Source organism: Mesorhizobium sp. M0227, assembly GCF_040321855.1.
GTDB lineage: Bacteria > Pseudomonadota > Alphaproteobacteria > Rhizobiales > Rhizobiaceae > Mesorhizobium.
In genome coordinates this window covers 25,738-39,781 of record NZ_JAMYSJ010000016.1, presented here as the reverse complement: position 1 = coordinate 39,781, position 14,044 = coordinate 25,738, and the positions used below count along the sequence as shown (strand labels likewise).

General features: G+C 63.7%; 11 protein-coding genes. 4 read left to right on the top strand and 7 right to left on the bottom strand.

All coding sequences use genetic code 11. The features are described from left to right. Positions 1-226: 226 nt before the first annotated feature. From NKJ00_RS21145 to NKJ00_RS21125, 5 genes are all read right to left on the bottom strand, one after another. A complete protein-coding gene (locus tag NKJ00_RS21145) occupies positions 227-1,306 on the bottom strand; it encodes an imelysin family protein (RefSeq protein WP_352610755.1) in 1,080 nt (359 codons plus the stop codon). Then, positions 1,306-2,907 carry a di-heme oxidoreductase family protein gene (locus NKJ00_RS21140; RefSeq protein WP_352554672.1) on the bottom strand — a complete coding sequence of 534 codons (1,602 nt, stop codon included), beginning with the start codon at positions 2,905-2,907 and terminating at the stop codon, positions 1,306-1,308. The genes NKJ00_RS21145 and NKJ00_RS21140 overlap by 1 nt, the downstream gene beginning before the upstream one ends. 12 nt (positions 2,908-2,919) lie before the next feature. Beyond that, entirely contained in the window at positions 2,920-3,405 is a 486-nt protein-coding gene (gene bfr, locus NKJ00_RS21135) for a bacterioferritin (protein ID WP_013527914.1), read from the bottom strand. Then, complete coding sequence (locus NKJ00_RS21130) at positions 3,371-3,682, bottom strand: (2Fe-2S)-binding protein (RefSeq protein ID WP_352631031.1); 312 nt, start codon at positions 3,680-3,682, stop codon at positions 3,371-3,373. The genes bfr and NKJ00_RS21130 overlap by 35 nt, the downstream gene beginning before the upstream one ends. Positions 3,683-3,796: 114 nt before the next feature. Beyond that, a complete protein-coding gene (locus NKJ00_RS21125; protein WP_352631029.1) occupies positions 3,797-5,086 on the bottom strand; it encodes an imelysin family protein in 1,290 nt (429 codons plus the stop codon). Positions 5,087-5,519: 433 nt separating this feature from the next. Between NKJ00_RS21125 and NKJ00_RS21120 the strand changes: the two genes are divergently transcribed. Continuing rightward, positions 5,520-6,773: an NAD(P)/FAD-dependent oxidoreductase gene (locus NKJ00_RS21120; protein ID WP_352610759.1), complete on the top strand. Its 1,254-nt coding sequence runs from the start codon at positions 5,520-5,522 to the stop codon at positions 6,771-6,773. Between the two features lie 115 nt (positions 6,774-6,888). Here NKJ00_RS21120 and NKJ00_RS21115 read toward each other — a convergent pair whose 3' ends face one another. Further along, entirely contained in the window at positions 6,889-8,166 is a 1,278-nt protein-coding gene (locus NKJ00_RS21115; RefSeq protein ID WP_352610760.1) for a 4-aminobutyrate--2-oxoglutarate transaminase, read from the bottom strand. Positions 8,167-8,409: 243 nt separating this feature from the next. On the opposite strand from NKJ00_RS21115, the gene NKJ00_RS21110 reads away from it, so the two are divergent. Genes NKJ00_RS21110 through NKJ00_RS21100 form a run of 3 tightly spaced genes read left to right on the top strand, consistent with a single transcriptional unit; the run spans position 8,410 to position 13,717 of the window. Continuing rightward, entirely contained in the window at positions 8,410-9,549 is a 1,140-nt protein-coding gene (locus tag NKJ00_RS21110) for an efflux RND transporter periplasmic adaptor subunit (RefSeq protein WP_023811425.1), read from the top strand. Then, entirely contained in the window at positions 9,546-10,625 is a 1,080-nt protein-coding gene (locus tag NKJ00_RS21105) for an efflux RND transporter periplasmic adaptor subunit (RefSeq protein ID WP_352631027.1), read from the top strand. The genes NKJ00_RS21110 and NKJ00_RS21105 overlap by 4 nt, the downstream gene beginning before the upstream one ends. Beyond that, the gene (locus NKJ00_RS21100; protein WP_352631025.1) at positions 10,622-13,717 is read left to right on the top strand and encodes an efflux RND transporter permease subunit; all 3,096 of its coding nucleotides are present in this window, start codon (positions 10,622-10,624) and stop codon (positions 13,715-13,717) included. Before NKJ00_RS21105 ends, NKJ00_RS21100 begins: the two co-directional genes overlap by 4 nt. 12 nt (positions 13,718-13,729) lie before the next feature. On the opposite strand, the gene NKJ00_RS21095 is transcribed toward NKJ00_RS21100, so the two are convergent. Then, positions 13,730-13,978 (bottom strand): hypothetical protein, encoded by a 249-nt coding sequence (locus NKJ00_RS21095; RefSeq protein WP_352631023.1) that lies wholly within the window; start codon positions 13,976-13,978, stop codon positions 13,730-13,732. Positions 13,979-14,044 lie beyond the last annotated feature (66 nt).

Genomic DNA, 14,044 nt, shown 5'->3' with positions numbered 1-14,044 from the left:
CGGAACTTCGTCATCCACGGGCGGAGCAGGAGCGAAGCTCCGTCGCGGAGACCCGAGGATCCATGCCGTGACCTTGACCGTCGGGTGCAACGGAGCAAAATTCTGGACCGCGGCAGCGCTTTGAAGTCGCGGCATGGATCCCGGGGTCTGCGCTGCGTCGCTTCGCTCCTTGCTTCGCCCCAGGATGACGAAGCTATGGGCGTTTCGGCCAATCTCAAGGTCATGCTCAGTCCCCATCCAGCGACGAGAAGCCTGCGGTCAGGCCGAATTCGGCGGTCAACCTGGTGCCGATCAAGGTCGACAGGCTGGAGGTGATCAGCGCGAAATGATCGAGCTTGTCGCGCAGCGCCGGATCGGCAAGCGTCTTGTCGATTGGACCACTGACCGCCTTGGCGGTGGCGACACCGTTGACCAGCTGGATATGGATCGATTCGGCCATCCAGCGCGCATCGGCCGGCAGAGCGTCACCAAGTTTCGAGGCCTGGAACAGCGTATCGATGCCGGAGAGATTGCCGGCCAGTGACGCGGTGGTGTTTTGCGAGCGCCAGTAGATTGCCTGTTTCGGCTTGTCCGCATCCGGCTTGCCACCGAAAAACCCTTTCAGGCGCACGTCGCGGACCATTTCCAGCTCATTGATGAAGACGCCGACCAGTTCGGTCACCGCTTCATTGCCGTCGCGGTAGAGCGGGTTCTGCGGCCCCGGATTGGCCCAAAGGGCGGCAAAGCCGCCCGGCTTGTTCCAGGCGGCGCTGACCTCGCCGGCCATGGTTTCGATGTTGCCGGCAACAGCAGTGCCATAAGCGCAGCGGTAGGGATCATCCTTGCCGGCAAGTGCATCGGCGCCGTCGCCGTAAAGAACGAATTCGAGCGCGCCCAGCCCCTGCATGGCAACGCTCTTGCCGGCCAGTTGTGCCGGATCGGTCGCGGTCGGATCCTTGGCGGACAGCGCCGCCTGTACCTGTTTCAGGCCGATGCTCTTGCGATCCGGCCAGAACAGCATGCGTTCCAGCCGGTTGTTCTCCTTGATCGGTCCGAAGCCGATGATTTCGGCTGACGACCAGGCATAGACGGTGGCGGAGAATTCGGCGCGTGCGGCATCGAGTTCTCCTTGCGAGGGCGCTTCGCAGAGCTTGTGCATCGCTTTCGTCAAGGCTTCCGCATGCTGATGCAGGCCGGCATAGGCCGGGCGGACGAAGCCATCGATCGCGCGCTGGATGATATCGGAGGCTTTGACCGCCGCCGACGCAGGGACAACGCCCAGCAGAGCCAGCGGAAGAACGAGAAACAATGCAGAACGCTTGAACATCACAGTGACTCCAGGAATTTGAGCAGCGCATTGCGGTCGGCCGCATTGGCTGCGGCAAAGCGGTCGCGCGCTTTCTGTGCCTCGCCGCCATGCCACAGGATCGCCTCGGTCAGGCTGCGCGCGCGCCCGTCATGCAGGAAGAAGGAATTGCCGTTGACCGTCTCGGTCAGGCCGATGCCCCACAGTGGCGGCGTGCGCCATTCATTGCCCGTCGCATCTCCCACGGCCTGGCCATCGGCCAGATCTGGCCCCATGTCGTGCAGCAGGAAGTCGGAATAGGGCCAGATCAGCTGGAAGGCCTGCGCTTTGTTGGGCGTGTCGCGGCGCGTGACAAATTTCGATGTGTGGCAGGCAATGCAGCCCATCTCATAGAAGACCTTCTTGCCTTTGAGAACTTGTGGGGCGTCGAGATCCCGGCGCGCCGGCACGGCCAGGTTCTGCGAATAGAAGGTGACGAGATCCATCACCGGCGGCGGCGCCTCGACCGGGCCAAGACGCTGCTGCACGCCGTTCGGCATGGCGAGGCATTTTGCCTCCGCAGCAGTGCAATCGCCCCAATGCTTCGGCTCTTCGGGCGTCGAGATGCCGATGTCGCCGGCAAAGGCATCCGCTGCCTGCTGGCGGATCGACGCGGTCTGCGCCTTCCAGCCGAAGCGGCCGAGCGTCAGTTCCCCGCTCAAGCCATCGCGCACGATGTTCGGCCTGCCGGAAATGCCGTCGCCGTCCCTGTCGTCCGGATCGGCGTGGGCGAGAATATCAGCCGGCGCGATCTGTTCGATCAGGCCCAGGCCGATCATCGGCGGCGTCAGGCGCGGCGACAGCGTGGTGCGTGGGTCAAGCGGCCCGTAGCCAAGGCCGTCAACCGAATAGCTCGGTTTGCGCAAGGAGATCACTGTGCCGTCCGTCAGCTCCACCTTACGTTCCTGATAGTCGATGTGCATCCTGCCTTCACCGGGCAGGCCGGGCACGGCGAGCTCCTGCAATTGCCTGCCATAGACCGGGTCGGGGAAGTTAGGCACCTCGTGGTCGGCAAGCGCCTCCCTCTCTTGCGCGCTGCTGGCGTCGCGGGCCAGCCGAAGGAACATCGACGTGGTGCCGGCGTCGCCTTGCGGCGGGCGGCCGCGGCCATCCTTCAGATGGCAGTTCTGGCAGGCGCGTTCGTTGAACAGCGGGCCGAGCCCGTCCGAAGCCTGCGTCGAGGATGGCGACGAGACCCAATTCTTGCGGAAAAGGGCATTGCCGAGCTTGAAGTCGCCCTCTTCCTCGAAGGTGATGTTGGCCGAGGATTGCGAGAAGGAATCGCGGCTGACGTCCTTTCGGGACGTGCCGGCGCCACCTTGCATCAGTTCGAACTGCTCTGGCCTGGAAAAATCCGTGGTCGGCCTGGTGACGGCGATGACGCGCGCCTGATCCTTCGCATTGAGGTCGGTGCGCGTGACGGCGAGGCCGGCTGGCTGAATATCACCCGCCATCGCCGAAGAGGTGAGTGCCAACACGAGCATGACATAGTGCCGACGCGCCAATCCGGCTGACGTCTTTGGAAGGGACGGCGAGCCATCGGCCCGCCGCGAGCGGCGCACGAATTCTAGCAGGCGCCGCATTCCCGCATGCCCTTACTCCGCCTCGTCCGCCGATGCGGCGTTGAGCTGGCCGTATTTCTCCTCGCCGATCGAGGCAAGCAGGTCGAGTTGCGTCTCGAGAAAGTCGATGTGGCCCTCCTCGTCGGCGAGCAATTCCTCGAACAGCTTCATCGTCACGTAGTCGCCGGCGTCGTTGCAGATTTCGCGCGAACGCTTGTAAGCGGTACGTGCGTCATATTCGCCGGCAAGGTCGGATTCGAGCACTTCCTTGACGTTCTGCCCGATGCGCAGCGGCGCCACGGACTGCAGGTTCGGATGGCCTTCGAGGAAGATGATGCGGGCGACGAGCTTGTCGGCATGGTGCATCTCCTCGATCGATTCCGCCCGCTCCTTCTTTGCCAGCTTGGCGTATCCCCAGTCCTCAAGCAGACGGAAATGCACCCAGTACTGATTGACGGCCCCGAGTTCCAGAAAAAGGGCCTCGTTAAGCCGCTCGATGATCTGCGGATCGCCTTTCATGAATTCTGCTCCCGTATTGGACGCGCAGGCCTCTGACGCGATCCAGGTGTGAAACGACATCCACGCCGCTCGCCTCCGAGCGGGCGTGGTAATTTTCGGTGACCCGAATGATCGTTTCCACCACATTTGGGAAGCAGCCGCAACAGCGACCGCGCTTTTGCATGGCATGATAGATCTTCGCCGGCACGATCAGCTGCCAGGGATCCTGGTCCAGCAGCCCGACGATCGTCTGCTCGATCTCCTTCTCGTTGATGATATTGCAATGACAAATCAGCATTGGCTTGCTCGGCTGGCTGACGGCGTCTCCCGCGCCGTGTGGCTTGATTTTCTAGCGGAGGCCGTTCCAGAGCCGGTTTTCCGGCTCCCGGATCAGTCACCTGTCTTTCGACCCTTACTTGAACACCTTGTCCGGCGCGTCGAGGCTATCGGACCCTTCGAAGGCGATGGTGCTGAGCTTCAAGGAGCCGACGGCGCGCTCAATCGACTTGGTCTGATCGATCAGCGCATCGATCGCCGCCTGCACGGTGGCGTTGCCCTCAATGTTGCCCTCGGCGATCTGCTGGTCATAGGCCTCGCCGGCCAGTGCACGCGCCTTGATCGCCTCCATCTTGGCGACCGAAACATCGAGCTTGTCAGACAGTTCCTTGTCGATCGCCGGATCGGCCGCCTTCACCATATCGGCCACCGAGGGACCCGAAACGACGGTGCCGTCGAGACGCGTGTAGCTCGCATGATAGGCCGCGCGAATGCCGATGGCGTCGTAGAGATGCGAATTGTACGTGTTGTCGGAGAAGCAATCGTGCTCCTCTTCCGGATCATGCAGCAGCAGGCCGAGCTTCATGCGCTCGCCGGCCAGTTCGCCGTAGGACAGCGAGCCCATGCCGGTGAAGATGGTCGAGATCGCCGTGTTCGGCTCGCCATCGACGAGAGCCTTGCGGGCGGCGCCGTCTTCCTTCCAGTTGCCGACCATCTCCTGAAGATCCGAAACCAGAAGGTCGCTGGCCGATTTCAGATACTCGGCGCGGCGATCGCAATTGCCGCCGGTGCAGTTCTGGAGGTCGTAGTCGGTATAGGGGCGCTCGCCGGCACCCGGCCCGGTGCCATGCAGGTCCTGGCCCCAGAGCAGGAATTCGATGGCGTGGTAGCCGGTGGCGACATTGGCCTCGATGCCGCCGGCTCCCTGCAGCGTGCCGGAGAGGAATTCCGGCGAAAGCTTCGATGCATCGACCTTCTTGCCGTTGATCTCGATCTCCTTGTTGGCGATCACATTGGCCGTGTAGAGCGCATTCGCGTCCGATTCGGTGCCGTAGCTCTTGGCGATGTAGTCGATCAAACCTTCATCCAGCGGCCAGGAATTCACCTTGCCTTCCCAGTCGTCGACGATCTTGCTGCCGAAGCGGTAGACCTCGGTCTGCTGGTAGGGAACGCGCGATGCCTTCCAGGCGTCACGGGCAGCGTTGAGGGTTTCCGCCGATGGCGTGGCGAGCAGCGCGTCGACCGCCTTGTCGAGCGCCTGCGCGGTGGTCAGCGAATCCTCATATTTGGCGAGCGCGATGTCGGAATAGGTCTTGATGACGGCCTTTGCATCGGTTTCCGCCTTTGCCGGCAACACGAATACCGCCGCCGTCAGCAGGGCAGTGGCGCCGATCGCCGCAAGCCTGCTGCCATATCGTGCTGTCATAATCACTCTCCAGTTTCTCGGAAATTCTGTAAACGGCGCGCACAGCAACCGGCGCCAGGCCATCTGCGGGCCATTGGGCGCAAGAGATGCCGCGCTAGCGCGCGGTTCGCGGAAGAAAGACACCAAAATGCCTCCAATCGAAAGGGTTCAAGGCCCAGACATTAAAGGGATGCGCTGACGCGCGAGCTTCCATAAAGCTGCGACATCGTCGGATGTCAATGACAATCCGTAGGAAAAGTCAATTGAAACAACAGTTTAGAATTATTCTAAACTACGACTGTCAACTTATGCGTCTTTCTGCACCGGTCTTGCCGTTGAACTGTACGATTGACAGCTGCCATTCCGGGTGCGACCCGCAAAAGCTCTCTTGCGGCGGCACCAGACAATTGCCACTTGGCGAAACATCCTAGGATAGAAGCGGGATTGGAATGCGATGAAGAACGGTGTGGTCATTGTCGGCGCGGGTCATGCGGGCGTGCAAGCGGCCGCCAGTCTGCGCGAAGACGGCTATGACGGGCCGGTGATCCTCGTCGGGGATGAGGACGAACTTCCCTATCACAAGCCGCCGCTGTCGAAGACTTTCATCAAGGATGCCGAGGCCAAGCCGCAACCCTTGCGCGGCGAGGCCTTTTACACCGGCAGCGCCATCGATTACCGGCCTGGCGTCAGGATCGATCGCATCGATGCCGAGCGCCGCAGCCTGGAGATATCAGGCGGTGGCGCGCTTGCTTTTGATCACCTGATCCTGGCGACCGGCTCGCGCCCGCGCACCCTGCCGTTGCCCGGCTCGGACCTGTCCGGCGTGCTGTCGCTGCGCTCGCTGGCCGATGCGCGGCTGATCCGCGACCTCAGCGCGCAAAGCGACGAAATCGTCATCCTCGGCGGCGGTTTCATCGGGCTGGAGATAGCAGCCACACTGCGGGCCACCGGCCGCACGGTGACAGTGGTGGAGGCCGTGGACCGGCTACTCGGCCGCGCCGTGGCGCCGGTGGTGGCGAGCCACGTCCGGCAACGGCTGGAAGCGACAGGCGTGCGCATTCTCACCGGCACCTCGATCGCCAGGCTCGATGGCGAAAACGGTCATGTCACGGCCGCCATCACCTCGTCAGGCGAAAGGCTGCCGGCGCGCATGGTCATCGTCGGCATTGGTGCCATGCCGAATGTCGAACTGGCGCAGTCTGCAGGCCTCGGCATCGCCAACGGCATCCGCGTCGATCATCAGATGCGCACGTCGATGCCGGAGATTCTTGCCATTGGCGATGCTGCCTCCTACCGTCACTGGTTCACCGGCGGCGACGTGCGGCTGGAATCGGTGCAGAACGCCACCGATCAGGCGCGGCTTGCCGCGCGCACGATATCAGGCCACACCGACGCCTATTCGGCGGTGCCATGGTTCTGGTCGGACATCGGCGACATGAAATTGCAGATGGTCGGCCTGACCGCCGGCGGCGACAGCCATGTCGTGCTGGGCGACCTGCCCGAAAACAAATTCTCGATCTACCACTATGCCGGCGACCGGCTGCTCGGCATCGAATCGGTCAACCGCCCCGGCGACCACATGCTTGGCCGCAAGATGCTCGGCGCCGGCTTTTCGCCGACGCCGGAAACGGTTGCTGAGGGACCTGACGGTTTGAAGGCGGCGCTGGCCGCGTTTCAGCAGGATGAGCCTGCCAGGGCTGCGGGCTAGCCCCCGCTTACCCTCCCTTGTGGGGAGGGTCGCTGTGAAGCAGCGGGGTGGGGTCTGCGCGAGGCGCCCCACCCGGACCTTCGGTCCGACCTCCCCACAAGGGGGAGGTAGAAGTTCAGGCGGCGCAGACTTCGCGGATCGAGCTTTCCAGGATGTCGAGTGCTTCGTTCATGACTTCGTCCTGGATGGTGATCGGCGCCAGGAAGCGGATGACGTTGCCGTAGACACCGCAGGTCAGCAGGATCAGGCCCTTGTCGAGCGCCTTCAACCGGATCGCATTGGCGATCTCGGCCGACGGCAGGCCCTTCTTGACGTCGTTGAACTCGACCGCGTTCATGAAGCCGAGGCCTCTGATGTCGACGATCTCGGGCACGTCGTCGCGGATCGACTGCAACCGCTGCTTCAGCCTTGCGCCCAGCGTGTTGGCGCGGTCGCACAGGTTTTCGTCCTCGATCACGTCGAGCACGGCGTGCGCGGCGGCAACGCCGATCGGGCTGCCGCCATAGGTGCCGCCTAGCCCGCCGGGGCCGGGCGCATCCATGATTTCGGCGCGGCCGGTGACCGCCGCCAGCGGAAAACCGCCGGCCAGGCTCTTGGCCATGGTGGTGATGTCGGCCGCCACCTCATGGTGATCCATCGCAAACATCTTGCCGGTGCGGGCAAAGCCGGTCTGCACTTCGTCGGCAATCAGCAGCATGCCGTGCTGGTCGCAAAGCTTGCGCAGCGCAACCAGGAAGTCACGCGGCGCCTCGTAGAAGCCGCCCTCGCCCTGAACCGGCTCGATGATGATGGCGGCGACGCGGGCCGGATCGACATCGGCCTTGAACAGCCGGTCGAGCGCCGCCAGCGAGTCGGCGACCGAGACACCGTGCAGCGGCACCGGGAACGGCGCATGATAGACATCGCCCGGCATGGCGCCGAAGCCGACCTTGTAGGGCACGACCTTGCCGGTCAGTGCCATGCCCATGAAGGTGCGGCCATGGAAACCGCCGGCGAAGGCGATGACCGCCTGACGGCCGGTGGCATTGCGGGCGATCTTGATGGCGTTCTCTACCGCCTCCGCCCCGGTGGTGACGAAGATCGTCTTCTTCTCGAACTTGCCGGGCAGCATGCCGTTCAGCCGTTCGGCCAGGCGCACATAGCTCTCATAGGGCACCACCTGGTGGCAGGTGTGGGTGAAGCGGTCGAGTTGTGCCTTGACCGCTTCGATCACCCTGGGATGGCGATGCCCGGTGTTGACGACGGCGATGCCCGACGAGAAATCGATATAGCGACGCCCCTCGACATCCCAGATTTCCGAATTTTCAGCCCGGTCGGCATAGATCTGCGTGGTCATGCCGACACCGCGGGAAATCGATTGGTTCTTGCGTTCGGAAATGGCTGAATTCTTCATCGTATCCCTCACCGGGCCGGCGCCCGTCCTGTTTGATGCCGTTGAGACATCTTCTGACCTTATTTCACGTTTTCCTCAAGTCGGCACCACCGGCAGGCGATTGGGCCTGCGGTGGGCAGATCCCGGCGCTTAACCAGTCAGGCGATACACGTACGAGACCGGTTTCCTTTTCCCGGGGATCGACTATCCTCTGGATGTCCACGAGGCATCGCGACCAGCGAGCCGCCGCGGCCGGGGGAGCCCATGAGCAGGAACGTGACTTCGCCCGTCTCGCAGCCGTCGGTCCAAGCTCCCGGTCTTTTGTCTTTTCCAGCCGCCCCGGCGCTTTTCGCCTGCACGGCTGCGCTGCTTTTGGTCGGCTGCCAGAAGCAGGAAGCGGTGGACAAGAAACTGCAGATCATGGTGCGCACCGAAACGGTGGCGATGGCCGACTATGCGCCAAGGACCTCGCTGACCGGGGTGATCGCGGCGCGTACGCTGAACAATCTGTCGTTCCGGGTCGGCGGTCGCGTCGCCGAACGGTTTGTCGATGTCGGCCAGCATGTCGATCAAGGCACGGTGCTTGCCCGGATCGATCCGCAGGAGCAGGAATCCGATTTGCGCTCGGCGCAGGCCGATCTCGACGCGGCACAGGCGCAATTGACCCAGTCCGCCGCCGCCTTCGAACGGCAGAAGACGCTGCTCGCCCAGGGTTTCACCACCAGGCGCGATTATGACGCCGCGGACCAGGCCCTGAAGATGGCACAAGGCAGCGTCGATGCCGCGCAGAGCGCTTTCTCCAACGCCCAGCAAAACCTGTCCTTCACCGAACTCAAGGCCGGTGCCGCCGGCGTGATTACCGCCCGCCAAGTCGAAACCGGCCAAGTGGTGCAAGCCGCGCAAACCGTCTTCACCGTCGCCGAGGACGGGGACCGCGACGCGGTATTCAACGTGCAGGAGACGCTGATCGCCAAGACACCGGCATCGCCTGCGGTGACGATCACGCTGTTGTCCGATCCGCAGGTCAGGGCGACGGGCAAGGTCCGCGAAATCTCGCCTGCGGTCGACCCGGCTTCGGGCTCGATCCGGGTCAAAGTCGCCATTCCCGACACGCCCGCCGGCATGCCGCTGGGGGCAGCCGTCATCGGCTCGGTAAGCGCCAAACCGGCGAAGGCGATCCTGCTGCCTTGGCAGGCGCTGACGTCCAGCGGCGGCAAGCCGGCGGTCTGGATCGTCGATCCCTCGACCAAGGCGGTGACGATGGCGCCGGTCGAAGTGCTGGCGTTCAATTCGGGCACGGTCGTGATCGCCAAGGGGCTGGACGCGGGCCAGAGCGTCGTCACCGCTGGAGGACAGCTGCTCAGCCCTGGACAGACGATCGAAATATCGGGAGCGGGCCAATGAGCCGAACGCCACGCATCCTGCTCGGCGTGCTCATGCTCGGCGCGCTGGCATCCTGCTCCAAGTCGGAGGAAAAGCCGCCAGAGATCATCCGACCGGTGCTGTCGATGGTGATCGAGCCGCGCACCACGCAAATCTTCGGTTTTGCCGGATCCGTCGAACCGCAGGTCAGCGCCGACCTGGCCTTCCGCCTGCTTGGGCGGGTCGTCTCGCGCGACGTCCAGGTCGGCGACATCGTCAGCAAGGGCACGACGATAGCGGCACTCGATCCGACCGCGCTGGAGTTGGGCCTGCAGGCGGCCAAGGCGGAACTGTCCAATGCCGAGGCGCAGCTCGCCAACGCCGCCGCCAGCGAGGAACGGCAGCGCCAGTTGCTCGCCTCGGCCAACGCCACGCAAGCTGTCTTCGATGCCGCGCAGCAGGCGCGCAAAGCTGCGGAGGCAGGTGTCGAGCGGGCCAAGGCTTCGCTTGCCAAATCGCAGGAGCAGCTCGGCTATGCCAGGCTGTTCTCTGATTTCGACGGTGTCGTCACCGCGGTGGGCGCCGAAGTTGGCCAGACGGTCTCGCCCGGCCAGACCATCGTCACCGTGGCGCGTTCGGACCTGCGCGAGGCGGTGGTCGACATTCCCGATCAATTGACCGGTGATCTTGAGGCCGGCACGCCCTTCCAGGTGATCCTGCAGTCGCTGCCGACGATCCAGACCGGGGCCAAGCTGCGCGAGATCGCACCGCAATCCGAGGGCTCGACCCGCACGCGGCGCGTCAAGCTGAAGCTCACGGATCCGCCACAGGCCTTCCGGCTCGGCTCGACGGTGACGGCGACCCGCGTGACCAAGGTGGCACCGACGATCGAACTGCCGATGTCGGCGCTGTTCGAAAAGAACGGTTCCGCGAAAGTGTGGATCGTCGACCCGCAGACATCCAGCGTGAACGCACGCGACATCAAGATCGCGTCGAAGAATGGCGTTATCTTCACCGTGGCCGAAGGGCTTGACGCGGGCATGCGTGTCGTCACGGCGGGCGTCCACAGCCTGAGCGAAGGCCAGAAGGTGACAGTGCCCGAGGGAGGGGCCTCATGAAAGGCTTCAATCTCTCCGACTGGGCGCTCAACCACCGCTCCATGGTCTGGTATTTCATGCTGGTCTTCGTCGTGGCTGGCGTGTTCTCTTACCTCAATCTCGGCCGTGAAGAAGACCCCAACTTCACCATCAAGACGATGATCATCCAGGCCAACTGGCCGGGCGCCTCGGTCAAGGAAACCGTGCAGCAGGTGACCGACCGTATCGAGAAGAAACTCGAGGAACTCGACAGCCTCGACTACACCAAGTCCGTCACCACGGCCGGCCAGACCGTCATCTTCGTCAACCTGAAGGACACCACCAAGGCACGCGATGTCGTGCCGAACTGGATTCAGGTGCGCAACATGGTCAACGACATCGGGGCGCAGTTTCCGCAGGGGGTGCAGGGACCGTTCTTCAACGACCGCTTCGGCGACGTCTATGGCAACATCTACGCCTTCACATCGGACGGGCTGACGCCGCGCCAGTTGCGCGACTATGTCGAGGACGCCAGAACAAAAATCCTGACCGTGCCCAACGCCGGCAAGGTCGACCTGGTCGGCGCCCAGGACGAGGCGATCTATCTCGAATTCTCGACCCGCCAGATCGCCGCCCTCGGCCTCAACCAGCAAGCGATCGTGGCAAGCCTGCAGGCGCAGAACGCGATTACGCCGTCCGGCGTCATTCAGTCCGGGCCGGAGCGCATCAGCGTGCGTGTCGGCGGGCAGTTCACCTCCGAGGACAGCCTGCGCGCCATCAATCTGCGCGTCAATGACCGCTTCTTCCGCCTCAGCGACGTGGCGACGATCACGCGCGGCTATGTCGATCCGCCTACGGCGCTATTCCGCTTCAACGGCCAGGACGCGATCGGGCTCGCCATCGGCATGAAACCCAACGCCAACCTGCTCGAATTCGGCGAGGCGCTGCACAAGGAGATGGACAAGGTGCTGGCCGACCTGCCGGTCGGTGTCGGCGTGCATCTGGTGGCCGACCAGCCGGTCATTGTCGAGGAGGCCGTCTCGGGCTTTACGCGCGCGCTGTTCGAGGCGGTCGCCATCGTGCTCGCGGTGTCGTTCATCAGCCTCGGCATGCGCGCCGGCTTCGTCGTGGCGCTGTCGATCCCGCTGGTGCTGGCCATCACCTTCACGGTCATGGCCTATCTCGGCATTTCGCTGCAGCGTATTTCCCTGGGTGCGCTGATCATCGCGCTCGGGCTTCTGGTCGACGACGCGATGATCGCGGTCGAGATGATGGTGGCGCGGCTGGAGGTCGGCGACAATCTGCGCAAGGCGGCGACCTATGTCTACACATCGACCGCCTTTCCGATGCTGACCGGTACGCTGGTGACGGTCGCCGGCTTCATCCCGATCGGCCTCAACAACAGCGCCGCCGGCGAATATACCTTCACCCTGTTCGTGGTCATCGCCGTTTCGCTGCTGGTGTCATGGGTCGTGGCGGTGCTGTTTGCGCCACTGCTCGGCGTCACCATCCTGCCGGCGACGATGAAAACCAAGCATCACGATCAGCCCGGCCGCTTCACCTCGCTTTTCCGGCGCGTGCTTGTCGGCTCGGTGCGCCATCACTGGCTGACCATCATCGTCACCGTGCTTTTGTTTGCCGGCTCGATCGCCGGCTTCGGGCTGGTGCAGCAGCAGTTCTTTCCGCCATCGGACCGGCCGGAGCTGATCGTCGACTGGAACCTGCCGCAGAATGCCTCGATCGCCGATACGCGCGACCAGATGGAGCGGTTCGAGCAGCGGGCGTTGGTCGGCAATCCCGACATCGACCATTTTTCGTCCTATATCGGCCAGGGCGCGGTGCGTTTCGTGCTCGCCTATGACGTGCAGCCGGCCAACCCCTATTTCGGCCAGACCGTCATCGTCACCAAGAGCATCGCGGCCCGCAACCGGGTCAAGCCGGCGCTTGAAAAACTGCTGCGCGAGGAGTTCGTCGGCACCGACGCCTTCGTCAAGCCGCTCGAACTCGGGCCCCCGGTCGGCCGCCCGGTGCAGTATCGCATCGGCGGTCCCGACATCCAGACGGTGCGCGGGCTGGCGCAGCAATTCGCCGGTATCATTTCCGCCAACCCCAAGCTTGCCGCGCCTACCTTCGACTGGAACGAGCCGCAACGCGTGCTGAGGGTCGACGTGCTGCAGGACAAGGCACGCCAGCTCGGTATCACCTCTTCCGACATCGCCAGCGCGCTCAACAGCACCGTCGGCGGCGCTACCATCACGCAGGTGCGTGACGCCACCTACCTGATCAATGTCGTGGCGCGCTCGCGTGGGTCCGAACGCGGCTCGATCGAAACGTTGCAGAACATGCAGCTGCCGACCAGTACCGGCGAGGCGATCCCGCTCGCGGCCGTCGCCAACTTCCGCTACGATCTGGAGCAGCCAACGGTGTGGCGACGCGACCGCATCCCGACCATCACCGTGCGCGCCGGACTGGTCGGCGACGTGCTGCCGGCCACCGTCGTCAACGAATTGAAGCCGTCGGTCGATGCCTTCACCGCCAAGCTGCCGCCGGGCTATTCGATCGCCACCGCCGGCTCGGTCGAGGAGAGTGCCAAAAGCCAAGGACCGATCGCCGCCGTCGTGCCGTTGATGCTGTTCGTCATGGCGACGATCCTGATGGTGCAATTGCAGAGTTTCCAGCGCCTGTTCCTGGTGGTGGCGGTGGCGCCGCTCGGCCTGATCGGCGTTGTGGCGGCCCTTGTGCCGAGCGGCGCGCCGCTCGGCTTCGTCGCCATCCTCGGCGTGCTGGCGCTGATCGGCATCCTGATCCGCAACTCGGTCATCCTGATCGTGCAGATCGAGGATCTCGTCCGGGAAGGCAAGGACCGCTGGGCGGCCGTCATCGAGGCGACGGAACACCGCATGCGGCCAATCGCGCTGACGGCGGCGGCCGCAAGTCTCGCCCTGATCCCGATCGCGCGCGAAGTGTTCTGGGGCCCGATGGCCTATGCCATGATGGGCGGCATCATCGCCGGCACGGCGATCACGCTGCTGTTCCTGCCAGCGCTTTATGTGACGTGGTTCAGGATCAAGGAGCCGAAAGCCCAGGAAGAGCTACCCGTGGAGAGCGGCGAACCGGTGCAAGCTCAGACTTAAGGCTTTGCCGGGTCATTCGTTGTCGTTGGAGGGTACGGGGCGTGACTTGGCGCGTTGCCACGGCGACGATTTTGAGGTGCGCCAGGCATGCCAACCTTTCGGCAAATCGGCCAACTCCACGATGGTTTCATCCAGTTGAACCACCTCTTGCAGGCCTACGAGCATTACCTCGCGTTCATCCCAATCTCGAGTGTCGCTGCTGTAGAATTGCCAACTGCCACCTTCGTCGTTGTAGCTGTCGTCGTCGTCATCTTCATGCACAACGTATGCGATCCAGTCGCCACGTTTAAATAGGCTCTTGTCCGACAACACCGCGAGGTTGGGCGG

What these genes read in the sequence shown, in the direction of transcription:
- NKJ00_RS21145 (WP_352610755.1), bottom strand. Translation starts at nt 1,306, where the DNA reads ATGTTCAAGCGTTCTGCATTGTTTCTCGTTCTTCCGCTGGCTCTGCTG.
- NKJ00_RS21140 (WP_352554672.1), bottom strand. Translation starts at nt 2,907, where the DNA reads ATGCGGCGCCTGCTAGAATTCGTGCGCCGCTCGCGGCGGGCCGATGGC.
- bfr (WP_013527914.1), bottom strand. Translation starts at nt 3,405, where the DNA reads ATGAAAGGCGATCCGCAGATCATCGAGCGGCTTAACGAGGCCCTTTTT.
- NKJ00_RS21130 (WP_352631031.1), bottom strand. Translation starts at nt 3,682, where the DNA reads ATGCTGATTTGTCATTGCAATATCATCAACGAGAAGGAGATCGAGCAG.
- NKJ00_RS21125 (WP_352631029.1), bottom strand. Translation starts at nt 5,086, where the DNA reads ATGACAGCACGATATGGCAGCAGGCTTGCGGCGATCGGCGCCACTGCC.
- NKJ00_RS21120 (WP_352610759.1), top strand. Translation starts at nt 5,520, where the DNA reads ATGAAGAACGGTGTGGTCATTGTCGGCGCGGGTCATGCGGGCGTGCAA.
- NKJ00_RS21115 (WP_352610760.1), bottom strand. Translation starts at nt 8,166, where the DNA reads ATGAAGAATTCAGCCATTTCCGAACGCAAGAACCAATCGATTTCCCGC.
- NKJ00_RS21110 (WP_023811425.1), top strand. Translation starts at nt 8,410, where the DNA reads ATGAGCAGGAACGTGACTTCGCCCGTCTCGCAGCCGTCGGTCCAAGCT.
- NKJ00_RS21105 (WP_352631027.1), top strand. Translation starts at nt 9,546, where the DNA reads ATGAGCCGAACGCCACGCATCCTGCTCGGCGTGCTCATGCTCGGCGCG.
- NKJ00_RS21100 (WP_352631025.1), top strand. Translation starts at nt 10,622, where the DNA reads ATGAAAGGCTTCAATCTCTCCGACTGGGCGCTCAACCACCGCTCCATG.